We start from the raw sequence: 23807 nt of genomic DNA on the forward strand, positions 1-23807 counted from the left end.
CCACGAACGGAGGAAGGCGATGCGCAGGGCCGGGTTCAAGGCTTGTGCAGGGTCTTCTGGCGCAGGATGTAGATCGTCACCAGCACCGCGCTGGTCAGCATGAAGCCGCGGGCCCAGGGCAGGGGCACCAGGTAGCAGGACAGGCCGATGCTCAGCCACATCAGGCCGATGGCGTAGACCTTGCCCTTGAGCGGAATGCCGTGGCCGTCCAGGTAATCGCGGATCCACGGGCCGAGCCGCGGATGTTCCACCAGCCACCGATAGAAGCGCGGCGAACTGCGGGCAAAGCAGGCGGCGGCCAGCAGCAGGAAGGGCGTAGTGGGCAATACCGGGAGGAAAATGCCGGTCACCCCCAGCACTACGCTCAGCCAGCCGATGGCCAGCAGAACGTAACGCAGGATCAGGGGGCGGTTGCCTATGGGCTTGGCCATAGGCGGTGACTCAGTGGTGACGGGGCTTGAGAATGGCCGGTTTTTCGTCCGGCGCGTTGCACAGCAAGTACAGCGCGGTCAGGGCTTCCGGGATCTGCACGATCATGTCGTCCATCAGGTTGGCATCGCTGGCGATGTCGGAGAACTCGGGTTGTTCGTCGAACAGACCGGAGCCGACCATGATCGGCAGGAGCATCTCGCTGACTTCTTCCTCGGCGGTTTCGAACCAGGCTGCTTCGCGCAGGAACACACCTTCCATGAAACCGATGCACCAGCCGCGCAGGTCGGAGTCGTCCGGCTCGTCGCCGAGGTCGAGGTCGCACGGCAGCTCGAACTCTTCGTCGGAAGCCAGTTGGCGGGCGATGTGGGCCTTGAGGGCAATCAGGGTGGATTCGATCTCTTCGCGCTGGGCGGCGTCGCTGTAGTGCGGCTCCTCGGCGAACAGGGCGTCGATCCACTCACGATCGGGCACGCTTTCGGAACAGATGGACAGCGCAGTCAGGTAGCCGTGGGCGGCCACATAGTCCAGCGCCTCGTCATGCAGCTCATCGGCGTCGAGGAAGGCTTGCAGGCGGGTTAATTGCTCAGCGAAGGACATTGAAGGGCTACCTTGGGAATAAACGATGCTGAATTCTAGGCCTTCTTGAGCGCCCAGGCCAGCCGCAGCGCAGATTTGCACGCTTCCAGGGTTTGCAGGAAAAGTCGGCGAGCGAAGGTCGATAGAGCAAACAGGCGAGGAACGGCTGGGGTCGCATCCGACTTTAGGTTCCTAAATGAGCATTCCGAGCCTGTTTTTAACGCAGCATGGCCTGCGTAGCGCCGAAGGCGCCCAGCGCGCAGCCACTTTTCATGCTGAGCCTGAAGGTTACCGGCGGTCCATTGTCGGCACCCTTCGCCGGCAAGTGCTCGGGTATACTTGCGCGTTTTGTGATGCCCGGCAGGCGTCGTGACGGTCCAGGAAAAGTCCGCTAACGGATTTGTCAGTGAAAACCGTGGCCTTTTCGGCCAGCCTGCGCACAGGGATTTCAGCGATTTTTGGAGTTTTTCATGCTCGAACAGGCTCAACGCGTCCTCAAGGACATCTTCGGCTACGACAGTTTCCGTGGCCGCCAAGGTGCGATCATTGAGCGTGTGGCCAGTGGCGGCGACGCCCTGGTACTGATGCCTACCGGCGGCGGCAAGTCATTGTGCTTCCAGGTCCCGGCCCTGCTGCGCGAAGGCCTGGCGGTGGTGGTCTCGCCATTGATCGCGCTGATGGACGATCAGGTCGCGACCCTGGAGGAACTCGGGGTCGCCGCGGCGGCGCTGAACTCCACCCTGAGCGCCGAACAGCAGCGCGACCTGGCCGCGCGCATCCGGCGGGGCGAGGTGAAGATGCTGTACCTGGCGCCGGAGCGCCTGGTGCAGCCGCGGATGCTGGCGTTCCTGCAGAACCTCGACATCGCCCTGTTCGCCATCGACGAGGCGCATTGCGTGTCCCAATGGGGGCATGATTTCCGTCCGGAGTACCTGCAACTGGGCCAGCTGGCGGAAATGTTCCCCCAGGTGCCGCGCATCGCCCTGACCGCCACCGCCGACAAGCGCACCCGCGAGGAAATCGTCAATCGCCTGCACCTGCAGGATGCCGAGCGTTTCCTCTCCAGTTTCGACCGTCCGAACATCTTCTATCGCATCGTTCCCAAGGAGCAGCCGCGCAAGCAGCTGCTGGCGTTCCTCAGCGAACGACGCAGCGACGCCGGCATCGTCTATTGCCTGTCGCGCAAGAAGGTCGACGAGGTTGCTGCCTTCCTCTGCGAGCAGGGCTTTCCGGCGCTGCCGTATCACGCCGGGTTGCCCAGCGAGCTGCGGGCCTATCACCAGAAGCGTTTCCTCAACGAGGAAGGGCTGATCATGGTCGCGACCATCGCTTTCGGCATGGGCATCGACAAACCCAACGTGCGCTTCGTGGCGCACCTGGACCTGCCCAAGTCCCTTGAGGCCTATTACCAGGAAACCGGGCGTGCCGGGCGTGACGGCCTGCCTGCCGATGCCTGGATGGCCTACGGCCTGCAGGACGTGCTGATGCTCAAGCAGATGTTGCAGAATTCCGAGGGCGACGAACGCCACAAACGCCTGGAGCAGCACAAGCTCGATGCCATGCTGGCGCTGTGCGAGGAAACCCGCTGCCGGCGCCAGACCCTGCTGGCCTATTTCGACGAAGACATGCCACAGCCATGCGGCCATTGCGACAACTGCGTCGACGGCGTGCAGACCTGGGATGCCACCGAGCCGGCGCGCCAGGCGCTGTCGGCGATCTATCGCACTGGCCAGCGGTATGGGGTCGGCCACCTGGTGGACGTGCTGCTGGGCAAGGACACGGAAAAGGTCCGCAGCTTCGGCCATCAGCATCTTTCCGTGTTCGGCGTGGGCAAGGCGCGCAGCGAAGGCGAATGGCGCTCGCTGTTCCGCCAACTGGTGGCCCGCGGCCTGGCCGACATCGATCTGGAAGGCTACGGCGGCCTGCGTCTGAGCGACAGCTGCCGGCCGCTGCTCAAGGGCGAGGTGAGCCTGGAGCTGCGCCGCGACATAAAGCCGCAGACCGCCGCCAAGAGCAGCACCAGCCAGGCCAGCCAACTGGTACGTGGCGAAGAGCGCGAACAGTGGGAAGCCTTGCGCGCCTTGCGGCGCAAGCTGGCGGAAGAACATGGCGTGCCGCCCTATGTCATTTTCCCCGATTCCACCCTGCTGGAAATGCTCCGCAGCCAGCCCGGCTCCCTGGCGGAAATGGCCCGGGTCAGCGGTGTCGGCGCGCGCAAGCTGGAGCGTTATGGCGAGGCATTCCTCGAAGTGTTGGGCGGCCAGGTGGAGGCGCCGAAAGTGGTGGCCGACATCCGCCACGAGCTGATTACCCTGGCCCGCGCCGGCATGACGCCACTGCAGATCGCCGGGCAATTGCAGTGCTCGGAAAAGAACGTTTACACAATGCTCGCCGAGGCCGTGGGCAAGCAGCAGCTGTCCCTGGAGCAGGCGCTGGATCTGCCGGAAGACCTGCTCGGCGAGATCCAGGACGCCTTTCTCGACGGCGAAGGCGAGCTGCCCTCGGTGAGCGAAGTGGCCGAGCTGTTTGCCGGTCGCGTGCCGGAAGGTGTGCTGTATTGCGTGCGTGCGGCGCTGGAATCGGAATTCGAGATGTGAGTCCCACGGCGGCAAGATGTAACGATTCAGTTCATGCCAAACCTTGCCACTCGGCAACTGTCATGCTTAGCTGACTAATAATTAGTTTTTCTTAATTTTCAGTCTACTAACTCATGAGTTGTTTATGCCGTTAACCGATCAACACCGTTTTGGCATGCAGTTGGCGCAGATGTCCCGAGGCTGGCGCGCCGAACTGGATCGCCGTCTGGCCGGACTTGGCCTGTCCCAGGCCCGCTGGCTGGTGCTGCTGCACCTCGCCCGTTTCGATGAAGCCCCGACCCAGCGTGAACTTGCCCAGAGTGTCGGCGTCGAAGGACCGACCCTGGCGCGGCTGCTTGACAGCCTGGAAACCCAGGGTTTGGTGCAACGGCAGTCGGTGGTCGAGGATCGCCGGGCGAAGAAGATCGTTCTGTGCGCCCCGGCGCTGCCCTTGATCGAACAGATCGAAACCATCGCCACAGCCCTGCGCAGTGAATTGTTCGTCGGTGTCGATGAAGAGGATATGCGGGTATGCATGCGGGTTCATGCGCATATCCTGGCCAATCTGGAAAAGTCTTGAGGCATAACTAGCGTCGCGGATTTTTGAGCTACCGACACCGGCGGACTATAAGAAATACCAGGTCCACAGCGGCATGCGCAGCCAGCGTATCGCCGCTGTGGTCGCTTTCGGTCCTCAAAAAGGGTGCTCATGTTCCAGAGTCTGCTGGCCGCTCTGCGCGGTTTCGTCGGGTCGTCCTGGGTGGCGAAGAATCGTTCCTTGTTCCTTCTGCCGGTGCTGGCGGCCTTGTATTCGTCCCTGGCCTCGGCGGTGGGCCTGGGTGAAATCACCGTGCATTCGGCGCTGAACCAGCCGCTGGAGGCGGAGATCGCCCTGGTGCAGGCGCAAGGCCTGGAGGAGGGCGAGTTGTCGGTCAGCCTGGCGACGGCCGGCGAGTTCAAACAGGCCGGTATCGAGCGCTTGCCGTTTCTCGAAGATTTGCGTTTTACCCAGGTTTTGCAGGGCGAGCGCAGGGTAATCCGGGTGGTGTCGAGCAAGCCGGTGAACGAACCGTTCCTGGATTTCCTGCTGCAGGTGAACCAGGCCAATGGCCGGCAGTTGCGCGAATACACGCTGCTGATCGATCCCCCGGGCAGCCCCGAGATAGTGCCGGCCCCGGTCAGGGGGGTAGCAAAACCCGAACCGGCGATCGCCACCCAGGCGCCACCCGCGGCGGCCAAGGCGAGCGATCCCGCGGCCGGACAACTGGCGCAAGCCCTGCAGGCCAACCAGCAATTGCAGGACCAGGCCCAAGAGTTGCGCAACATATTGCAGCAGCGGGACGAACAACTGGCGCGCCAGCAGCAACAGCTGGTGGAGTTGCAACGTCAGTTGGCCGAAGCCCGGAGCAAGCCTGCCGATCATCCTGCCCCGGCGCCCGGGGCCGCGACACCCACCGCCGCCAGCCCACCCCAGCCAGCCGAACAGGCCCCGGAGACTGATGAAGGCTCGAATCCCTGGCTGATGCTTGCTGCTTTGCTGTTGACGGCCTGGCTGGTGGTGTTGGTCGTGCGTCGCCGTCGTCAGTCCGCCGCCGTACCGGAGGCACAGACGGCCCCCGAGAGTCGGCCCACACGAACGCTGGCCAGTGCTGTGACGACGGTGGCAGCCCAGGAGTCGTTCAGATCAATGCCCCCTGTTGCTCCGGTACAGCCCGTGGCAGGAGATCGGTTGGCTGATCGCGAGCCGTCGATCGATGTCGACTGGGACCTGATCGCACCTTCCGAGCCCTCCAGCGCTCCGGCGTCTCCTACCGCAGCACCGGCGCCATTCAATGCCGATTCGATCGTCTGGCGCCTGGAGGAGCCAGACGAACCGGGCGCCGGCAGCAAGGCCGAAGCCGAGTCGGACACCAAGCCTCAGAACGTCTGGCCCAAGTTGAGGTAGACCGCTTTCTGGTTGTCGTCGTTGATGCCGTAACTGAAATTCAGCGGCCCCAGCGGCGTGTCGAAACCAAGGAAGATGCTGGCGGCGTTGATGTAGCCACTGTCGAACTCGTTGTCGTTGTTCCAGGCCCGCCCTCGCTCCAGGGAACCGCCGATATACAGCGGGAAGTCCAGGGGCAGGTAGGAGCGGGGTGTCAGCCGCCGGTAGTAGACGCCCCGCATCAGGCTGATGTTCTGGCCCGAGAGCGCATCCTGGCGGAAGCCCGACAGCTGGCGGGCGCCGCCGAGCACGAAGCTTGAGGTCACCACTTCGGCCTCATCCAGGGTCCGGCCATACCGACCGCCGAGGATAAAGGTGTTCGGGCCGCTGCTCAGGGCCTTGTCCAGCTTGAACTCCCACTGCCGGTAGCGCTTGTCCGAGCCCAGGCTGGGTTCGAACTGGCGCAGCGACAGGCCGATGTCCTCGCCCTCATGGGGGAAGTAGACATTGTCCAGGGAGTCGAACGAGTAGCGCAGTTCGTAGTAGCCCTCGTTGAAGCTTTCGCTGGGCAGGTCCTGGTCGCCGACGCGGACATCGGCCTTGCCCCAGGCCTCGCCGACACCGAAGCGAATCTCGCCGCTGTTACCGATCTGGCGCCCGATATTGAGGCCGAAACCGTAGCGCTCCAGGCGGTATTCGGCGATCGGGTCGTTATCCAGCACGGCTTCGATGTTCTGCGACTCGATGCCGATGTAAGGCGCGATGAAGTAGCGCGAGCCGACATCCAATGGTTGATAGAACTCGCTGTAGAGCTCCTGCTGATCACCGATCTGCACCCGGGTCAGCCATTCGGCGCCGAGGCTGTTGATGCCGTTGACCCGGTAGCTGGCGCCCAGGTTGAAGGCGCTGTCGCCGCGCATGTCGTCGGACAGGTTCAGCCCCAGGCGCAGGTAGTCGGTGCCGCTGCGTTTGCCCCGGGCGTTGATCACCAGGGTGTGGTCATTGCCCTTGTGGACCACGCGGTATTGCACCTGCTCGAAGTAGTCCAGGCCATACAGCGTGCCCATGTCGGTCTGCAGCCGGCCCAGGTCCAGAGGCTCGCCGATGTGCTGGCGGATGTAGTAACGGATCACGTCGTCGCTGACCTTCGAATCGTTTTCCACCCGGATCGCGGTGATGATCGGGGTGCGCTGGCTCGGCGTGCGCGCGGCGCTGAGTTCGGCATCCATCGGTTCGGCCCGGCGCAGCGGCGCCAGGCGGGGGTCGAGGATGCGGGTGGCGCGGTAGCCGGCGTCGATCATTTCCTGGGCGCGGCCGAAGTCGGTGACCCCGAAACTGGCCAGGGGCGGCTGGATCAGCACGTCATTCTTGTGCAGGGTCGCCAGTTGTTCCTCGGAGTTGCGCCGGGTCATCAGGGTGATCGACTGGTTCAGCACATCGACCACGGTCGCCAACTGCTGGCGCGAGCGCAACGGGGTGCCGATGTCGACCACGATGGCGATGTCCACGCCCATGTCGCGGGCCACATCCAGCGGAATGTTGTCGGTCATGCCACCGTCCACCAGTAGCCGGCCATCCATTTCCACCGGAGCGAACACCGCCGGGATCGACATGCTGGCGCGGATCACCCGGGGCAGGTGGCCCTTGCGGAACACTACTTTCTCGCCGCTGGCGATGTCGGTGGCGACCGCGCGGAAGGGGATCGGCAGCTTGTCGAAGTCCCGGGTATCGCTGGCGTGGGCCAGCATGCTTTCCAGCAGCAGCGCCAGGTTCTGGCCCTGGATGACCCCCAGCGGCAGGCCGAGGCTGCCGTCGTCGCGGAAGCTGAGTTTCTGTTTTACCAGGAAGTCGCGGTCATCCTGCTTGCGACGAAACGGTATGTCTTCCCGGGGTGGCGCGTCGGACAGCGCCTGTTGCCAGTCGATGCTCAGGGCCAGTTTTTCCAGCTCGTCGATCTTGTAGCCCGAGGCGTACAGCCCGCCGATCACCGCGCCCATGCTGGTGCCGGCAATTGCATCGATCTTCACGCCTTGCTCCTCCAGGGCCTTGAGCACGCCGATATGCGCCAGGCCACGGGCGGCGCCGCCGGACAACACCAGGCCGATCTTCGGCCGTGGCGCTTCGGCGGCGTGCAGGAACACGGGGAGCAAACACAGGAGCAGGCAGGACAGCAAACGACGCATCATGGATCTCGGGGCGAGCGATAAAGGCGGCTATTATAACGACGCCCTTGAGCCCAGGAGTCGGCAGCACCATGTCAGAACGTAAACCCGAAGTGGTCATCACCTATTGCACCCAGTGCCAGTGGCTGCTGCGCGCCGCCTGGCTGGCCCAGGAACTGCTGAGCACCTTCAGCGACGACCTGGGCAAGGTGTCCCTGGAGCCGGCCACCGGCGGCACGTTCCGCATTACCTGCGACGGCGTACAGATCTGGGAACGCAAGGCCGATGGCGGTTTTCCCGAAGCCAAGGTACTCAAGCAGCGGGTGCGCGACCAGATCGATCCGCAGCGCGACCTCGGCCACAACGACCGCACTCAGTGAGACGCGACTTCTGCCACTGGCGCTTTTTTGCTTGAGCCGGACAGGCTGCTGGAGACCACGATGGCGAGGATGATCAAGACGCCACCGATCAGCATCCGTAGCGTCGGCGTCTCGTTGAACAGCAGCCAGGCCACGGTAATCCCGTAGACCGGCTCCAGGGCGAACACCACCGCCGCAGTGCGGGCCTTGATCACCGCGAGGCTGGCGACGAACAGGCTGTGGGCCAGGCCGGTGCAGAAGATGCCGAGCAAGCTGATCCACAACCAGTCGAGGGCCCGGACCTCGCTCAGTCCTGGGGCCGCCACCGGCAGCAAGCACAAGGCAACCACCACGTTCTGGCATAGTGCCGCCTGCACCGCCGGGATGCGCGCGGAACTGGCGCGATTGTTCAGTGACAGCAGGGCGAACAGCAGACCCGATCCCACGGCCCAGAGCAGCCCGCTGGTGGCTTCGCTGGCGAGGTCGAAGTCCGGCGTGACCAGCACCAGGCCGACGCTGACCAGGGCCACCAGGACGATCTCGTTGAGGCGGATCCGCTCACGAAAGATCAGCCCCTCGAGGATCACCGTGAAGGCCGGGAAGCTGGCGAAGCCCAGAGTGGCGATGGCCACGCCGGCGACTTTCACCGCGATGAAGAAACTCACCCAGTGCCCGGCCAGCAGCAGGCCGCTGAGCAACAGGCGCCACCAGTCCGTGGCCTGCAGCCGTTGCCAGCGGATGCTGCTGGCGCAGCGGGCGAAGAACGCCAGGGCGAGCACCGCGAACGCCGCGCGACCAAAGACGATGATGGCCGGCGAAGCGGCGGCGAGTTTGCCGAATACACCGGTGAGGCCGAACATCAATGCGCCGATATGCAGGGCGCCAAGGGCAGTACGCGGAGTCATTTCAATCCTTCAAAACGGTTGAGCGGAGCGGTGCCAGTCTAAAAGCCTGGGCAGGACCCGGTCTGTCGCGATCCTCGCGTTTTTTGTCGACAGTCTAGCGCTGGCCCGTCGCGCGCCGCAGCTTGCCGGGGGAGACGCCGAACTCGCGCAGCACCGCGGCGGCGAAGGCGCTCTGGGAGCTGTAGCCGACGCGGCTGGCGATTTCGCCGATGGGCAGTGCCGAATCGCGCAACAGCCCGGCGGCCATGTGCAGGCGCCGGCTGCGGATGTAGTCCATCGGCGTCTGCCCGCATTCGGCGACAAACCGCGCATGCAGGCGAGCGCTGGACAGTCCGGCGATTTGCGCCAGGTCGGCCACTTGCAGCGGATGGGCGGCGTGTTTATCGATATGGGCATTCAAGGCGGCATAGGGCAGGCGTCGGCCGCCGACGCTGGCGGGGCTGGCCTGGTTGAGGCTGGCCAGTAACAGCACGGCGCCTTGCTGGGCAATCAGCGGGTCGTTGACCGGGCTGCCGGCGAGCCAGTTGACCAGCTGGCTCTGCGCCGTATCCAGGGGCAGGCGCCCAGGGTTGTCGAGCAGGCGGCGACTGGCATCGGCGTGATCGCCCAGCGACTGCAGCAGCCAATGTTCGTCGGGCACGTCGAGCACCAGGCAGCGACTGCCGTTGGGGCTGCCGCAGGTATGATGGGCGCCGGAAGGCACCACCACGAAGCTCTGCTGGACCACCTGACTGCCCTGGCCGTCGACCTCGAAGTCGAGCTGGCCCGACAGGCCGAACACCAGTTGCGCGTGTTCGTGGCTGTGGACGATCAGGTCGTGGCTGTATTGGCGTAGCGTGAGGATCGGTCTCATCGCAGTCTCCTTGGCAGAACGGCAGTCTACACCGGCGGCCCGGGCTTCAGCGTTGTCATCGGACTGCCGTATTTCTGTCACAGGCGATTAATCGCTGGGGCGCAAGCTCGCAGAAAATGCAGGAGCGTGCCCATGACCAGTGCCGAACTCGCCAGACCCAGCCGTAAACAACGCGTGCGCACCCTGTGGATTTCCGATGTGCATCTGGGCACCCGGGACTGCCAGGCGGAGCATCTGTCGCAGTTCCTCAAGGGCTATCACGCCGACCGGATCTACCTGGTCGGCGACATCATCGACGGCTGGAAGCTGCGCGGCGGCATGTACTGGCCCCAGGCACACACCAACGTCATCCGCCGCCTGCTGACCATGAGCAAGCGCGGCACCGAGGTGATCTATGTCACCGGCAACCACGACGAATTCCTGCGCCGTTATTCGAAGCTGATCCTGGGCAATATCCAGTTGGTGGACGAGGCGGTGCACGTCACCGCCGACGGCCGGCACCTGCTGGTGATCCATGGCGACCAGTTCGATGTCATCACCCGCTACCATCGCTGGCTGGCCTTTCTCGGCGACTCGGCCTACGAGTTCACCCTGACCCTCAATCGCTGGCTGAATCACTGGCGGGCGCGTTACGGCTACGGTTACTGGTCGTTGTCGGCCTACCTCAAGCACAAGGTCAAGACCGCGGTCAGCTTTATCAGCGACTTCGAGGAAGCCATCGCTCACGAATGCGTGAAGCGCGAGTTGCACGGCGTGGTGTGCGGGCACATTCACCATGCCGAGATCCGCAAGGTCGGCGAGGTGGACTACCTCAACTGCGGGGATTGGGTCGAGTCGTGCACCGCCCTGATCGAGCACTGGGACGGCACCATCGAACTGTATCGCCTGGCCGACGCCCAGGCGCGGGAGGCGCAGCGCAAGGCCGAACAGGCCAAGGTCGCGGAGCTGGCTTGAGGCTTTGGTCGCCTGATCTGACGTTATCGCGGGCAAGCCTCGCTCCTACAGATGCCGCGTACCCTGTAGGAGCGAACGGGCGGCGTCCGAGTTGCCCGCGATAGCCTGCGCAGCAGGCCTCAGGCCGGTGCGTGTTCCTTTATGGCCGCCTTGTAGATCGAGTTTTTCGGCTGGGCGAACAGGCGTTCGAGCATGGGTTCGAAAAAGCTCAGGGGCAGGCTGTCGTAGCCTGGATCGAACGCCGCGGCGTCGTACTTGGCACAGAACTCGGCGGTCTGCAGATACAGCGGGTGGTCCTTGAATTGTTCGCGCAGGTGCCGGTCCATGCCCAGGTGATGGAAGAAGTAGTAGCCCTGGAAGATCCCGTGCTTCTCCACCATCCATAGGTTCTCGGGGCTGACGAAGGGCTTGAGGATCGCCGCGGCGATGTCCGGGTGATTGTAGGAACCCAGGGTGTCGCCGATGTCGTGGAGCAGGGCGCAGACCACGTATTCCTCGTCGCGGCCGTCATGCCAGGCCCGGCTGGCGGTTTGCAGCGAGTGGGTCAGGCGGTCCACCGGGAAGCCGCCAAAATCGCCCTCGAGCAACTTCAGGTGCGCCACGATGCGCGCCGGCAACTGCTTGGCGTAGGCACTGAAATCCGCGGCGATGATCGCCCAGTCTTCCTGGGTGCCATCCTTCATGTGGGTGAAACGGGCGTGAGCGTTCATCGGCCATCCTCTTGTTGTTTTTTTGCGCAACGATGGGAGTCTATGCCCTGGATCCAATCCTGCACTGGCTGTGCAGGACGGCTTGCTGTCCGGCCAGGCCTAGAACGGCACCTTGCCGGTCAGCATGTCGCGGTACATGACGAAATCGCCCAGAAGGCTGTAGAGCGGATGCTGGAAGGTGGCCGGGCGGTTCTTCTCGAAGAAGAAATGACCGACCCAGGCGAAGCTGTAGCCGGCCACCGGCAGGGCCAGCAGCAATAGCCAGGCGCCTTTGCCGATGGCGAAGGCGAGGATGAAGATCACCAGGGTCGTGCCCACGAAGTGCAGGCGGCGGCAGGTGCTGTTGCTGTGTTCGCTCAGGTAATACGGATAGAACTCGGCGAAGCTATTGAATTGCTTGATGTTATCCACGACTGCGATCTCTGTGGTTGTTGTTCTGCCAGCGGGACGCTCTGCGGGGAGCTTATTTGAGTCTAGAGTCATCAAAGGCTGGGGCCAGTGACAATAGGCGCCACTTTAGTATCCTTGGAATGAAACTCGGGAAATAAGGTTTAGAGGCTATATGGCCATAGTCCTTTTGTCTTTGAGAAATGCTTCCGCACCTAATCTGCCTTTGTTTCAGGTGAAGATATCCAGCAGCGATACATTCTTGTGATTGCTGTTCAGTCCTTATGAGCTGTTACGCAACTTGCAGCGGATGTTCCTCCAACCGACGCCGCAGCCTTGAAGCGCAGGCACGGCAAGCCCGGTTCGAGTAACGTGCCGGGTTTCTTCTGAGTTCTCCAGCAAGGGGAGGGCCGCTCTGGCGGCTGGATGGTGGAGGCTTGCGTTGGGCCAGTGAGCTATTGGGACAGCCGGGGCAGACGGTTCGTAGTGACCTTGGCTAGCTGTAGCGCACAAGGGGGGCTGCCAGCCACCTTATGTCGGTAGCTTGGCATCAACCGGCTGAGCCGGTTTGTTATCTGGAGTCTCATTGGTATCCAGATAGCTCAATTCGAGCCCCTGCCTGTAGTAACCAATGAGGAAAAGCAATAATGGTCCAGTGGATGGTGAGGACAAACCATCCTGGAATACATTGAATACAATGAAAAATGGAACGATAAGAATAGCTGTCGCGATATATAGATTGCGTTGGTATTTGGTTTTTTGTGGGTTTCTAAAGAATGGGCGGGTGATATTCCAAAGGAAGGCGAAGTAGAAGATCCCCGCGAGAGCCCCCATTTTCCACAGTGCACCCAGGTATTGATTGTGAGGGGTATACCCGGAAGTACTGACATCATTTTCAAAGTAACCCAGTCCAGAGTCGAAAATGCCATAGCCGCTGAACCCGGTGCCGAATATTGGGCTTTTTAACAAATCTTCGACAAGGATTACATATAGACCCAGTCTTCCAGAGGATACGGCGTCCCAGTTTCCATCGGAGATGTTCTCGGCCATTATTCGAGCCTTCGCAAACAGTTCGACGAAATATTGTGAGAAGAACGTTATTACGACTAGTGTCACCAGTATCGCGAAAACCCCGGAAAGGTTCGCCCAAAATAGTCTGTTAGTTGTCATTTTTCCCATGAGCAAATAACAAATCCCGCTGATCAGCACGCCAAAGGCGGCTTGTCTTGAGCCACTGCCAAGAACCAGAATCAAGCAGCATAGCATGCCGATGCATGCAATGATTTTTACATTTTTTACGGGTTTCATAACGACGCCGAGCGCTAGCAACGTCATAAATGCAAAAGAAAAGAATACGGCAATTCCATTGATGCCATTACTGCCGTGGAATTTCAAACCAAAGAAAGTAGGATCGAATATACCGCCCAGAATCCACTCTCCAGGTATCCTTTCGAATTCTGCAATTGCAGCTACATGATGTTTGACGAATATGGCGTCGACAGTGGCTGCAAAGGCTGTGATAGAAAGAAGCAAGACGATTGTCTTGTTGAACTTTTCTGGCTGAAAATTTCGTACTCCAAGGCTTTGTCCTAGCAGGTAGATTAAGTATGGTTTGAAGAAAAAAGCCATGGAAAGTAATGCGCGACCGATATTGCCAGGCATGTATATCGATTGGACGAAGATTAGTGAGGTGAGTGACAGGAAAATACTAAGAAGAAGCCAGCGGTTTATTTTAGGGTGGATTGTTAATACATAGAACAGCGCAAATAGGCACAGTACATCAGCCGGGGCAATCTCGACACCCAAAGCTGGAACAAAGATTCGCAAAGGAATGCACAGTAGAAGAGCGGAAAAAAACAGGAGCATTTGCTGCGGTCCTTTGCACGGAACGGTATATAAATTGGCATGCACATTACATGATGCTCATGCGGATTGCCATTGGCGATAGGATTCTATTCAGCCTATTGGACAGCACGAGATGGAAGGGCGCAATGCCATTATATTGGCATTGCGGAGTCCCATAGCTTCTATCGATCCCTAACTGGCTAAGATGAACTGCCTGGAACCCTTGTAAATAAAGCGATGTAAATTACGCTCTATGGGTTGGTATCCTTGGGAAATCGGCCGTGGCATGCGGCTCATCATGTAAAAGAACCCACCATGAGCGAACGAACGACTTCTGCAAGCTGGGCGATGGGAATTGTCAAAGCTCTGGAGATGGACGGCCTGGATTGCCGTGCATTGTTCAAGCAGATCGGGCTCGACTATGCCGCGCTGGACGACCCGGACGCACGCTTCCCCCAGGACTCGATGACGCGTCTTTGGCAGCGTGCGGTGGAGCAGTCCGGCAACCCGGCGATCGGCCTGAACATGGGTAAGGTGGTGCGACCGGCCTCCTTCAACGTGGCCGGGTATGCCCTGATGTCCAGTCGTACCCTGGCCGAGGGTTTCCAGCGTTTGGTGCGCTATCAGCGGATCATCGCGGAAAGCGCTGATCTGAGTTTCCGACTTTTACCTGAAGGTTATGCGCTGATTCTGACGGTGCACGGCGATCATCTGCCGCCGACCCGGCAAAGTGCCGAAGCCTCGCTGGCCTGTGCGCTGGCGCTGTGTGGCTGGCTGACCGGGCGTACGCTGCAGCCGCGCCAGGTCCTGATGCAGGGGGCGGTACCGGTCGATCTGGAGCCCTACAAGCAGGCGTTTCATGCGCCGCTGGTGTTCAACGCGCCTTACGATGCGTTGATTTTCGAGCGGGCCGATATGGAAGCGCCGTTGCCGACCGCCAATGAGGCCATGGCGCGGCTGCATGACCGCTTTGCCGGTGAGTACCTGGCGCGCTTCTCCGAAAGCCGGGTGACACACAAGGCCCGCCAGGCGTTGTGCCGGTTGCTGCCCCAGGGCGAGCCGAAGCGCGAAACCGTGGCCCAGACCCTGCACCTGTCCCAGCGCACCCTGCAACGGCGTCTGCAGGAGGAGGGCACCAGTTTCCAGACTCTGCTCGACGACACCCGGCGTGAACTGGCCGAGCAGTACCTGGCGCAGCCGAGCATGACCCTGCTGGAGATTGCCTATCTGTTGGGGTTTGCCGATCCGAGCAACTTTTTCCGCGCTTTTCGCCGCTGGTTCGATGCCACGCCCGGCGAATACCGGGCGCGATTGCAGGAATCCGGGGCCGCTGTCAGTGACGCCAGAATGCCGGAATACACAGCACGAATACGGTGATGATCTCCAACCGCCCGAGCAGCATGCCCAGGGACAGAATCCACTTGGCGGCGTCCGGCAGGGTGGCGAAGTTGCCGGCCGGGCCGATGGTTTCGCCCAGGCCCGGGCCGACCCCCGACACCGTACTGGCCGCGCCGGTCAGGGCGGTCATCCAGTCCACACCCAGCAGCGACAGCGCCAGGGCGATCACGCAGATGGTGATGGCGAAGAAGAACGAGAAGGTCAGGATCGAGCGGACGATTTCCTCGTCGAGACGGTGACCGTTGTACTTCTGCTTGATCACCGCGCGCGGGTGGATCAGCTGGTTCAAGTTGGCCTTGAGCAGGATATAGGCGACCTGGAAGCGGAAGATCTTGATCCCGCCGGCGGTCGAGCCGGAACAGCCGCCGACGAAGCCCAGGTAAAAGAACAGCATCAGCGAGAAGTTGCCCCACAGGCTGTAGTCGCCCAGGGCGAAACCGGTGGTGGTGACCACCGACGTGACGTTCAGCGCAACGTGACGCAGGGCTTCCAGCCAATGCAGCTGGGTGGTCCACCAGTACCAGGTGCCGAGCACCAGCCAGGTCACCAGTAGCATCCCGAGCAGGCCCTGGACCTGCTGGTCCTTGATCAGCGCCCGGCGGTTGCCGCGCAGGGTGGCGACGTACAGGGTGAACGGCAGGCTGCCGAGGATCATCACCACCACCGCCACCCAGTGCACCGCCGGTTGCGGCCAGTGCGCCAGCGAGCTGTCGGACGTGGAGAAGCCGCCGGTGGAAATCGCCGACATTGCGTGGTTGATCGCGTCGAACAGGCTCATCCCGGCCCACCAGAAGGCCAGGCTGCCGAGAATGGTGATGCCGACATACGCCGCCACGATCAGCCGCGCCACCATGTGCGAGCGCGGCATGACCTTTTCCGAGCGGTCCGAGGATTCGGTCTGGAACAGGCGCATGCCACCGATGCGCAGCAGCGGCAGGATCGCCACTGCCATGCCGATGAAGCCAATGCCGCCGAGCCAGTGCAGCAGGGAGCGCCACATCAGGATGCCCGGCGACATGTTGTCCAGGCCGCTGAGCACGGTGGCGCCGGTGGCGGTGATGCCGGACATGCTTTCAAAGAACGAGTCGGTGTAGCTGATGTGCTGGGTCAGCAAAAACGGCAGGGCGGCGAAGATGCACACCACCACCCAGCTGGACACTGTCAGCAGGTACATGTCCCGCGGACGCAGGTGCACATGTTCCGGGCGCCCCGGTATCACCAAGGCCAGGCCGGCGACGAAGGTGATCATGCTGGCCCAGAGGAACGACGGCAGGTCGCCGGTGCGTTCGAACAGCACCAGCGTCGCCATCGGAATGACCATGGCGATGGCCAGGGTGATCAGGAAAATGCCGATGATGAAACCAATGATCCGTAGGGTCGGCAAAGCCATGAGGTCCGCTCGGGGCTGATAAGGAGGGCGCCATTCTACCTGCGGCGCAGAGCATGTAAACCGGCACCCGGAAGGCACTTCCCGGTAGAATGGCCGGACATTTTTTTCAGGAGGTGGCCGATGGAGGCTCTCGACGCATTGCTCAACCGTGTTTCCGTACCGCGTCTGGTGGACCCGGCGCCGACGGCGGCGCAACGCGAAGCGCTGTTCGCGGCGGCATTGCGCGCCCCGGATCATGGCCAGTTGCGGCCGTGGCGCTTTCTGACGGTGGAAGGCGCGGCCCGCGAACAGTTGGGCGAGCTGCTGGTGGAGGCGGTGCAATTGCAGGGGGGCGAAGTGACCCAGGCGGCCCTGGACAAGGCCCGTGCCATGCCATTGCGCGCGCCGTTGGTGGTGGTTGTGGTGGCTCGCCTGCAGGAACACGTCAAGGTGCCGAAGTCGGAGCAACGGCTGGCGGCCGGCTGTGCCGCCCACGGCATCCTGCTGGCGGCCTATGCCCAGGGTATCGGTGCGGTGTGGCGTACCGGCGAGCTGTCCTATTCGCCCCATGTCGCCAAGGGCCTTGGCCTGGGCGAAGGTGAAGAGATCATCGCCTTCCTGTACCTGGGCACACCGCTGAACGAGCCACGGGTCGCGCCCAAGGTGGATACGGCGGAGTTCGTCAGCGCCTGGTCGGGCAAGGCCTGATCCTAGAGTCGCGATGCTTTTCAGGCCTGAGCGCTAACGCCTGGCACCAACGGCAACGCCAGGCTGGCGATAAAACCACCCTGCGGATGATTGTCCAGGGTCAGGCTGCCGCCATGGCGTTCCGCGGCACGTCGGGCGATGGCCAGGCCCAGCCCGTGACCCGGCGCGGTCTGGCCCGGGGCGCGGTAGAAGGGTTCCCCCAGCTGGCGCAAATGTTCGGCCTCCACACCGGGGCCGTGATCGCGGACGCTGAGCACGATCCTGTCCCCCTGACGCAATGCCTGTACTTCGATCGGCTGTCCGGCCGGGTTGAAGCGCTGGGCATTGCGCAGCAGATTGTCCACCGCCCGCTCGATCATGGTCGGCCAGCCCTTGAGGCTGAGTTGCGATTCGGCCTGGATGTTCACCGGCTGTTCCGGGCAGGCCAGTTGGGCATCCTTCTGCAGGTTATCGAGCAGGGCGTTGAGGTCCACCTCTTCGGCGCTGGCGTTGTCGGCATCGACCCGGGCCAGCACCAGGATTTCGCTGATCAGCGCTTCCAGGCGATCGCACTCGCGGGTCAGGCGCGGCCACAGGCGCTCGCGCTCCTCGACCGTGGCCCGCTCGGCCAGCGCCAGGGCGATGCGCAGGCGCGCCAGCGGCGAGCGCAGCTCGTGGGAGACGTCGCGCAGCAGTTGGCGCTGGCTGCCGATCAGGCTTTGCAGGCGCGAGCCCATGCGGTTGAAGTCCTTGGCCAGCACGCCGAACTCGTCGCGGCGGGCGGCCAGGCGAGCCAGGCTGTTCTGTTGGTAGGTGGCCTGTCCCAGGTCATGCACCGCACCGCGTAAACGGCTGAGGGGGCGAGTGATGGACAGGGTCACCAGCAGGCTGAACAGGGTCAGCACCACCAGCGCGATGGTCAGGGCACTCAGCGGCCACAGCAGGCTGTCGCGGTGCCAGGCGTCCAGTTCCGGGTGGGGGATGCGGTAGATCAGCAGGTAGGTCTCGCCAGTTTTCGGGCTGGTGTATTCGGCGGTCAGGCGCCGCCAGGGCAGGCGCCGGTCATCGTTGTTCTGGCGGGCCTCCAAGGCGGCCGCGCGGCGCGGGAAGGTGCCGCGGACCACCGGGTCGCCGGCGTCGTTGAGCACTTGCACGTTGACGTGATACTGGTGCTTGCGCTGCTCCAGGATCTCCTGGGCGGCGTCTTCGCCTTGTTCTTCGTAGGTGCGCGTCCACTCTTCGGCCAGGGTATTGAGGCCCGGATGGCGACTGAGGATCCAGGCATCCTGGTTCAGCATGTGGCCAAGCAGAATCGACAGCCCTGCAACCAGGGTGATGGCCAGCCAGAAGCTGGCGAGGATGCGCCAGAACAATGAACGCACGGGAAGTCCTCAAACAAGGAAAGCCCAGTGGGGGCGCCACTGGGCTGTGGGATAAGCGCTAAAGTATTATTGCGCTTTTTGCGGCTGTTGCGCTTTCCAGGCCTTGAACTCGGCCCATTCGGCGCGGCGCTCGGCGTGTTTCTTCTGAATGGCGTCAAACTCTTTCTGTTGTTCCGGCTTGAGCAGGGCTCGGATGTCGGCTTCGGTTTTCTGGCGCTTGGCGGCGATCTCGTCCTTCATGGCTTTCTGGTCGGCCGGCGACAGTTTTTCCAGGTACTTCTGCACCAGCTGCTTGCGCTCGTGCATCTGCTCACCCATCAGCTTGCGGATCTGCTGGCGCTGCTCTTGGCTCAGGTCCAGCTGGCTGTAAGGGCCTTTGCCCCGCATGTGTTCGCTGTGGCGCGGGCCATCCATCGGCCCCATGGGGCCTGCGCCTTCCGGCATGGCCATGGCCACGGTCGGCAGGGCGGCGGCGAACATCAGAGCGATCAGGGTCTTGCGCATGGTGTATCTCCTTGTCTCATTCCCGGTCAGTTCCGGATGTGTGCAGATTACGCAGAGCAAGGTCAGCGGCGGTCAGCGAAGGGTAAAGCTTGGGTAAAGACGTTTTTTGGCGAAACTGACATAACCCCTGTAGCCGCTGCCGAGCCTGCGAGGCTGCGAACGACCGGTACGCTCGCGGGGATCTTGCGAATGCAGGACGGCGGTGGCCCTATCGCAGCCTGCGGCAGCGGCTGCAGGACCAGGGATCTGTTCAGAGTCAGAGGCTGTAGTAGTAGCCGCGGCTGCGCAGGGCGACGATGCGCGGGCGGCCGTCGGGGTGCGGGCCGATCTTCTTGCGCAGGTTGCTGACGTGCATGTCAAGGCTGCGGTCGTACAGGGTCAGCTTGCGGCCCAGGGCGATCTGCGCCAGTTCCTGCTTGTCCAGCGGTTCGCCCGGTTGCTTGAGCAAGGCTTCCAGCAGGCGGCTTTCGGAAACGGTGAGGGTGATGTCCTGTTCGTCGATGCTGACCACGCCGCGCACCGGACTGAAACACAGGTCGCCCTGCTCCATCTGGCTGGACACCGCGGTCGGGTGGCTGCGGCGCAGCACAGCGCGCAGGCGGGCGGTCAGTTCACGCGGGTCGCAGGGTTTGGCCAGGTAGTCGTCGGCGCCCAGCTCCAGACCGAGGATGCGGTCCAAGGGCTCGCCGCGGGCCGAGAGCATCAGCACCGGCAAGTCCGGGTGGTCGCTGCGCAGTTGCTTGAGCAGTTCCAGGCCACTGCCGTCGGGCAGCATCACGTCCAGCACCACCGCCGCCGGGGCGTGATCGGCCAGGGCGCGACGGGCGCTCAGGCCATCGTGGCAGGCCCGTACCTGAAAACCCTCCTGGCCCAGCCAGCTGGTCAGGAGCTCGCAGAGCTCCTGGTCATCGTCAATCAGTAACAGGTCGCTCATGAATCACTCAATTTAGCCATTGTCGACGCTTTCTATGTCCACCACTGGCGAAGATACCGCAGAGCAGGGCCAATAGCGCTACCCCGGCGCCGGTGACGAACCACTGTTGCTGATCGGTCAGCAGGCGCGGCACGGAACTGGCCTGGACTTCGCGCAGTTGCAGCTTGAGGCGCTGATTCTCCTGGCGCAGGCGGCTCAGCTGGGCGCTTTCGCGCTCGCTGTCGGCACCCTGCAATTGCCGGGTCAGCTCTTCACGCTGGCGCTCGCTGTCTTTGAGGCGCTGCTGCAATTCGTTGATCTGGCTGCCGGCACTCAGGGACAAAGGCGTCGAATGCCCCGGGTCCGTGGTTTCTTCGGCGGAGGCGCTCGCCCCGATCGTTAACATGACCAACAACAGGCACAACAGACCTTGGCGCATCGCAACTCCTGATTCCAATCGAGTGTTGGGCAGGTTGTCGGCAGTCAAACGAGAATAATGAGCGATTGAGAGCGCGATGAACCGATAAGGTTCACCGCGAGGGAGAGGATTTACGGCAGGACTTGCTTGAACGGCTTGACCACGACGCTGGCATAGACACCGGCGGCGACGTAAGGGTCGGCGTCGGCCCAGGCCTGGGCGGCGCTCAGCGAGTCGAATTCGGCGACGATCAGGCTGCCGGTGAAACCCGCGGCGCCAGGATCATTGCTGTCGACGGCAGGGTGTGGCCCGGCCAGTACCACGCGACCTTCGGCCTTGAGCTGCTGCAACCGCTCCAGATGCGCCGGGCGCGCGGCCAGGCGGTTTTCCAGGGAGTTGGCGACGTCTGTAGCAATGATTGCGTAAAGCATGTCAGTCCTCGGTTTTCGACGTGGTGGGTTCGGTGTCGTGAAGATGGCGCGACAGGTAGATGCCCTGGCCGACCAGGAACAGCACGGTCATGCCCAGGCTGCCGAAGACCTTGAAGTCGACCCAGATGCTCTGGAAGGTGAAGGCGACAAACAGGTTGGCGGCGCCGCAGAACAGGAAGAAGGCGATCCAGGCGATGTTCAGGCGGGTCCAGACCGGATCCGGCAGGCTCAGCGCGTGGCCCATGATGCGCTTGATCAGCAGGCGGTCGCCGATGAAATGGCTGCCGATAAAGGCCAGGGCGAACAGCCAGTTGACCACCGGTGCCTTCCACTTGAGGAAGGTCTCGCTGTGGAAGGCCAGGGTCAGGCTACCGAACACTAGGCAGGCGACCAGGGTCAGCCACTGGCTTTTCTCCAGCTTGCGCTGGGAGATGAACAGCGCGCCGTAGACCACCAGGGAACTGACGATCAACACCGCCGTGGCGCTGTAGATACCGCCTACGGTCAGTTGTTGACCGGCAATGTCGACGACTCGGGGATCGATTTTGTAGACGATGAAAAACAGGAACAGCGGGATGAAGTCGATGAATTGTTTCACAGTGGCAGCCAGAAGCAGGATGTGGCGGCATAATAACAAACATCCATGGTAGCGAAAGCGCCAGCTGACTTGAGGTTGAACAGTCCCGTGAATGTTGATTTGCACTGCCACAGCACGGCCTCCGATGGCGCCCTGGCGCCCGCGGCTCTGGTTGCGCGTGCGTTCGAGAAAGGCGTGCGAGTCCTGGCCCTGACCGATCATGACACCCTGGAAGGCCTCGACGAGGCGCGCCTGGCGGCCCATGAACTGGGCATGCAACTGGTCAATGGCGTCGAATTGTCCTGTACCTGGGGTGGGGCGACCATTCATGTGCTGGGCTACGGCTTCGACGTCAATGCGCCGTCATTGGTCGAAGCCATCGGCAAATTGCACGACGGTCGCTGGCTGCGGTCCGAAGAAATAAGCCGCAAGCTGGCGCTCAAAGGCATGCCGGGCGCCCTCGAAGGGGCCCGGGCGATCCAGCAGGAACTGGGCGACAGCGGCAATGCGCCGGCCCGGCCGCACTTCGCCGATTACCTGGTGCGCGCCGGTTTCGTGAAGGACCGCGCCGAAGCTTTTCGCAAATGGCTGGGGGCCGGCAAGCTGGGCGACGTCAAGCAGCACTGGCCGACCCTCGAGGAAACCGTCGAGACGTTGCGCGCGGCGGGGGCCTGGGTCAGCCTGGCGCATCCCTGGCATTACGATTTCACCCGCAGCAAACGTCGCCGCCTGATTGCCGACTATATTCAAGCAGGTGGCCACGCGATCGAGGTGGTCAATGGCCATCAACCCGCCGAGCAGGTGGGCAGCCTGGCCATCCTTGCTCGGGAGTTCGGTCTGCTGGTGAGCGCCGGCAGTGATTTTCATGGCCCTGGAGGCTGGTCCGAGATAGGCGAGTATCGCCCGGTTCCGGAGGATCTGCCGCCGCTCTGGTGTCGGTTCAAACATGACCCAATTATTGCCGCCGTCTGAACAGGTAGAGAATGTGAGTCAATTTTTCCAGATTCATCCGGAAAACCCGCAACCGCGCCTGATCAAACAGGCTGTCGAAATCATCCGCTCAGGGGGCGTGGTGATTTACCCGACCGACTCGTCCTACGCCATTGGCTGCCAGATCGGCGACAAGAGTGCGGTCGAGCGCGTGCGGCGCCTGCGGCAACTGGATGACAAACACAACTTCGCGCTGATCTGCAGCGACCTGTCGCAGTTGGGCCTGTTCGCCAAGATCGATACCGGCACCTTTCGCCTGCTCAAGGCGCATCTGCCTGGGCCTTATACCTTCATCCTCAACGCCACCCGCGAAGTGCCGCGGCTGTTGCTGCACCCGAAGAAACGCACCATCGGCCTGCGGGTGCCGAGCCATCCGATCGCCCTGGCGCTGCTGGCCGAACTCGGCGAGCCGCTGATGAGTGTCAGCCTGATCATGCCCGGCGAAACCGAGCCGATGAACGACCCTTATGAAATGCGCCAACTGCTCGAGCATCAGGTCGACCTGATCATCGATGGCGGTTTTGGCGGCATCATGGCCTCCACCGTGATCAACCTGGCCGATGGCGAGCCGGAAGTGATCCGTATCGGCTGCGGCGACCCGGCTCCCTTCATGGTCGAGGCCTGAATGTCCGCAGTGGAACACGTCGACGACCAGGCCGGAGCGCAGCAGGAGCTGCCCTTTGCGATGGTCTATGGCCAGGCGGTCATGGAAATGCCGCTGGACCTGTACATCCCGCCGGACGCCCTGGAAGTCTTTCTCGAAGCCTTCGAAGGCCCGCTCGACCTGCTGCTGTATCTGATCCGCAAACAGAACATCGACATCCTCGACATCCCGGTGGCGGAAATAACCCGCCAGTACATGGGCTATGTCGAGTTGATGCAGTCGGTGCGCCTGGAGCTGGCCGCCGAATACCTGGTGATGGCGGCCATGCTCGCCGAGATCAAGTCGCGCATGTTGTTGCCGCGCTCGGCCGAGGTGGAAGAGGAAGAGGAAGACCCGCGCGCCGAACTGATCCGTCGCCTGCAGGAGTATGAGCGCTTCAAGGCCGCCGCCGAAGGCATCGACGGCCTGAGCCGGGTCGGCCGCGACGTCATAGTGCCCAAGCTCGACGCCCCGGAAGCCCGGGCGCGCAAGTTGTTGCCGGATGTCGCCCTGGAAGAGGTGCTGATGTCCATGGCCGAGGTGTTGCGCCGTGGCGACATGTTTGAAAGCCATCAGGTCAGTCGCGAGGCGCTGTCCACCCGCGAGCGCATGAGCGAGGTGCTGGAGCGGCTCAAGGGCGGTGGTTTTGTGCCCTTTGTCGAGCTGTTCACCGCGGAAGAAGGACGCCTGGGGGTGGTGGTGACCTTCATGGCGATCCTCGAGCTGGTCAAGGAATCCATGGTCGAGCTGGTACAGAATGAGCCCTTCACGGCTATCCATGTGCGGGCGCGAGCCGAATAACGAGCTGAAAC

General features: G+C 62.5%; 26 protein-coding genes. 10 read left to right on the forward strand and 16 right to left on the reverse strand.

Features of this window, described 5'->3' with window-relative positions; all coding sequences use genetic code 11:
• Positions 1-35 precede the first annotated feature (35 nt).
• The 3 genes from AC07PQ_RS27020 to AC07PQ_RS27030 are packed head-to-tail and all read right to left on the reverse strand — an operon-like array spanning position 36 to position 1496.
• Positions 36-431 (reverse strand): YbaN family protein, encoded by a 396-nt coding sequence (locus AC07PQ_RS27020; RefSeq protein WP_007929758.1) that lies wholly within the window; start codon positions 429-431, stop codon positions 36-38.
• 10 nt (positions 432-441) lie between these two features.
• A complete protein-coding gene (locus tag AC07PQ_RS27025; RefSeq protein WP_007929756.1) occupies positions 442-1029 on the reverse strand; it encodes a UPF0149 family protein in 588 nt (195 codons plus the stop codon).
• A 35-nt stretch (positions 1030-1064) separates the two neighbouring features.
• The gene (locus tag AC07PQ_RS27030; RefSeq protein ID WP_157832242.1) at positions 1065-1496 is read right to left on the reverse strand and encodes a hypothetical protein; all 432 of its coding nucleotides are present in this window, start codon (positions 1494-1496) and stop codon (positions 1065-1067) included.
• On the opposite strand from AC07PQ_RS27030, the gene recQ reads away from it, so the two are divergent.
• The 3 genes from recQ (at position 1479) to AC07PQ_RS27045 (ending at position 5529) form a co-directional block, all read left to right on the forward strand.
• A complete protein-coding gene (gene recQ, locus AC07PQ_RS27035; protein WP_007929753.1) occupies positions 1479-3605 on the forward strand; it encodes a DNA helicase RecQ in 2127 nt (708 codons plus the stop codon). The two genes, AC07PQ_RS27030 and recQ, sit on opposite strands and share 18 nt — an antisense overlap.
• A 124-nt stretch (positions 3606-3729) precedes the next feature.
• Positions 3730-4164, forward strand: a complete 435-nt coding sequence (locus tag AC07PQ_RS27040) for a MarR family transcriptional regulator (protein ID WP_007929752.1) — start codon at positions 3730-3732, stop codon at positions 4162-4164.
• Between the two features lie 129 nt (positions 4165-4293).
• Positions 4294-5529 carry a type IV pilus assembly protein FimV gene (locus tag AC07PQ_RS27045; RefSeq protein ID WP_493186510.1) on the forward strand — a complete coding sequence of 412 codons (1236 nt, stop codon included), beginning with the start codon at positions 4294-4296 and terminating at the stop codon, positions 5527-5529.
• On the opposite strand, the gene AC07PQ_RS27050 is transcribed toward AC07PQ_RS27045, so the two are convergent.
• Positions 5502-7691: a patatin-like phospholipase family protein gene (locus AC07PQ_RS27050; RefSeq protein WP_007929750.1), complete on the reverse strand. Its 2190-nt coding sequence runs from the start codon at positions 7689-7691 to the stop codon at positions 5502-5504. The genes AC07PQ_RS27045 and AC07PQ_RS27050 overlap by 28 nt on opposite strands.
• Before the next feature lie 71 nt (positions 7692-7762).
• On the opposite strand from AC07PQ_RS27050, the gene AC07PQ_RS27055 reads away from it, so the two are divergent.
• A complete protein-coding gene (locus AC07PQ_RS27055) occupies positions 7763-8050 on the forward strand; it encodes an Rdx family protein (protein WP_007929749.1) in 288 nt (95 codons plus the stop codon).
• On the opposite strand, the gene AC07PQ_RS27060 is transcribed toward AC07PQ_RS27055, so the two are convergent.
• Both AC07PQ_RS27060 and AC07PQ_RS27065 read right to left on the reverse strand, forming a co-directional pair.
• Positions 8044-8934, reverse strand: coding sequence for a DMT family transporter (locus tag AC07PQ_RS27060; RefSeq protein ID WP_007929748.1), 891 nt, complete (start codon positions 8932-8934; stop codon positions 8044-8046). The two genes, AC07PQ_RS27055 and AC07PQ_RS27060, sit on opposite strands and share 7 nt — an antisense overlap.
• A 94-nt stretch (positions 8935-9028) precedes the next feature.
• Positions 9029-9787 (reverse strand): helix-turn-helix transcriptional regulator, encoded by a 759-nt coding sequence (locus AC07PQ_RS27065; RefSeq protein ID WP_493186509.1) that lies wholly within the window; start codon positions 9785-9787, stop codon positions 9029-9031.
• Between the two features lie 132 nt (positions 9788-9919).
• Here AC07PQ_RS27065 and AC07PQ_RS27070 point away from each other — a divergent pair, with 132 nt between their 5' ends.
• The gene (locus tag AC07PQ_RS27070; RefSeq protein ID WP_101337141.1) at positions 9920-10741 is read left to right on the forward strand and encodes a UDP-2,3-diacylglucosamine diphosphatase; all 822 of its coding nucleotides are present in this window, start codon (positions 9920-9922) and stop codon (positions 10739-10741) included.
• A gap of 119 nt (positions 10742-10860) precedes the next feature.
• Here AC07PQ_RS27070 and AC07PQ_RS27075 read toward each other — a convergent pair whose 3' ends face one another.
• The 3 genes from AC07PQ_RS27075 to AC07PQ_RS27085 form a co-directional block, all read right to left on the reverse strand.
• Positions 10861-11451 carry an HD domain-containing protein gene (locus AC07PQ_RS27075; protein ID WP_007929745.1) on the reverse strand — a complete coding sequence of 197 codons (591 nt, stop codon included), beginning with the start codon at positions 11449-11451 and terminating at the stop codon, positions 10861-10863.
• A gap of 99 nt (positions 11452-11550) precedes the next feature.
• Positions 11551-11862, reverse strand: coding sequence for an Mpo1-like protein (locus AC07PQ_RS27080; protein ID WP_007929744.1), 312 nt, complete (start codon positions 11860-11862; stop codon positions 11551-11553).
• A 507-nt stretch (positions 11863-12369) separates the two neighbouring features.
• The gene (locus tag AC07PQ_RS27085) at positions 12370-13704 is read right to left on the reverse strand and encodes an O-antigen ligase family protein (protein ID WP_493186508.1); all 1335 of its coding nucleotides are present in this window, start codon (positions 13702-13704) and stop codon (positions 12370-12372) included.
• Between the two features lie 294 nt (positions 13705-13998).
• On the opposite strand from AC07PQ_RS27085, the gene AC07PQ_RS27090 reads away from it, so the two are divergent.
• Positions 13999-15060: an AraC family transcriptional regulator gene (locus AC07PQ_RS27090; RefSeq protein ID WP_009042686.1), complete on the forward strand. Its 1062-nt coding sequence runs from the start codon at positions 13999-14001 to the stop codon at positions 15058-15060.
• Here the strand turns inward: AC07PQ_RS27090 and AC07PQ_RS27095 are convergent.
• Complete coding sequence (locus tag AC07PQ_RS27095; protein ID WP_007929741.1) at positions 15017-16471, reverse strand: TrkH family potassium uptake protein; 1455 nt, start codon at positions 16469-16471, stop codon at positions 15017-15019. The genes AC07PQ_RS27090 and AC07PQ_RS27095 overlap by 44 nt on opposite strands.
• A 120-nt stretch (positions 16472-16591) precedes the next feature.
• Between AC07PQ_RS27095 and AC07PQ_RS27100 the strand changes: the two genes are divergently transcribed.
• The gene (locus AC07PQ_RS27100; RefSeq protein ID WP_007929740.1) at positions 16592-17158 is read left to right on the forward strand and encodes a nitroreductase family protein; all 567 of its coding nucleotides are present in this window, start codon (positions 16592-16594) and stop codon (positions 17156-17158) included.
• Positions 17159-17178: 20 nt separating this feature from the next.
• On the opposite strand, the gene AC07PQ_RS27105 is transcribed toward AC07PQ_RS27100, so the two are convergent.
• From AC07PQ_RS27105 to AC07PQ_RS27130, 6 genes are all read right to left on the reverse strand, one after another.
• Complete coding sequence (locus tag AC07PQ_RS27105; protein ID WP_101337146.1) at positions 17179-18519, reverse strand: sensor histidine kinase; 1341 nt, start codon at positions 18517-18519, stop codon at positions 17179-17181.
• 66 nt (positions 18520-18585) lie between these two features.
• Positions 18586-19023, reverse strand: coding sequence for a Spy/CpxP family protein refolding chaperone (locus AC07PQ_RS27110; protein WP_007930074.1), 438 nt, complete (start codon positions 19021-19023; stop codon positions 18586-18588).
• Positions 19024-19279: 256 nt separating this feature from the next.
• On the reverse strand, positions 19280-19957 hold the full coding sequence (locus AC07PQ_RS27115; RefSeq protein ID WP_493186507.1) for a response regulator transcription factor: 678 nt from the start codon (positions 19955-19957) through the stop codon (positions 19280-19282).
• Positions 19958-19964: 7 nt separating this feature from the next.
• A complete protein-coding gene (locus AC07PQ_RS27120; protein ID WP_007930076.1) occupies positions 19965-20375 on the reverse strand; it encodes an SH3 domain-containing protein in 411 nt (136 codons plus the stop codon).
• 110 nt (positions 20376-20485) lie between these two features.
• Positions 20486-20785 carry a YciI family protein gene (locus AC07PQ_RS27125; protein WP_007930077.1) on the reverse strand — a complete coding sequence of 100 codons (300 nt, stop codon included), beginning with the start codon at positions 20783-20785 and terminating at the stop codon, positions 20486-20488.
• A gap of 1 nt (position 20786) precedes the next feature.
• Positions 20787-21383 carry a septation protein A gene (locus AC07PQ_RS27130; RefSeq protein WP_007930078.1) on the reverse strand — a complete coding sequence of 199 codons (597 nt, stop codon included), beginning with the start codon at positions 21381-21383 and terminating at the stop codon, positions 20787-20789.
• Positions 21384-21470: 87 nt separating this feature from the next.
• Here AC07PQ_RS27130 and AC07PQ_RS27135 point away from each other — a divergent pair, with 87 nt between their 5' ends.
• From AC07PQ_RS27135 to AC07PQ_RS27145, 3 genes are read left to right on the forward strand one after another with little or no spacing between them, the layout of a single operon-like run.
• Positions 21471-22334, forward strand: coding sequence for a PHP domain-containing protein (locus AC07PQ_RS27135; protein ID WP_007930079.1), 864 nt, complete (start codon positions 21471-21473; stop codon positions 22332-22334).
• Between the two features lie 13 nt (positions 22335-22347).
• Complete coding sequence (locus AC07PQ_RS27140) at positions 22348-22977, forward strand: L-threonylcarbamoyladenylate synthase (protein ID WP_009042694.1); 630 nt, start codon at positions 22348-22350, stop codon at positions 22975-22977.
• The gene (locus AC07PQ_RS27145) at positions 22978-23796 is read left to right on the forward strand and encodes a segregation and condensation protein A (protein WP_493186506.1); all 819 of its coding nucleotides are present in this window, start codon (positions 22978-22980) and stop codon (positions 23794-23796) included.
• The last annotated feature ends 11 nt before the right edge of the window (positions 23797-23807 follow it).

Source organism: Pseudomonas sp. GW821-FHT09E12, from assembly GCF_059416085.1.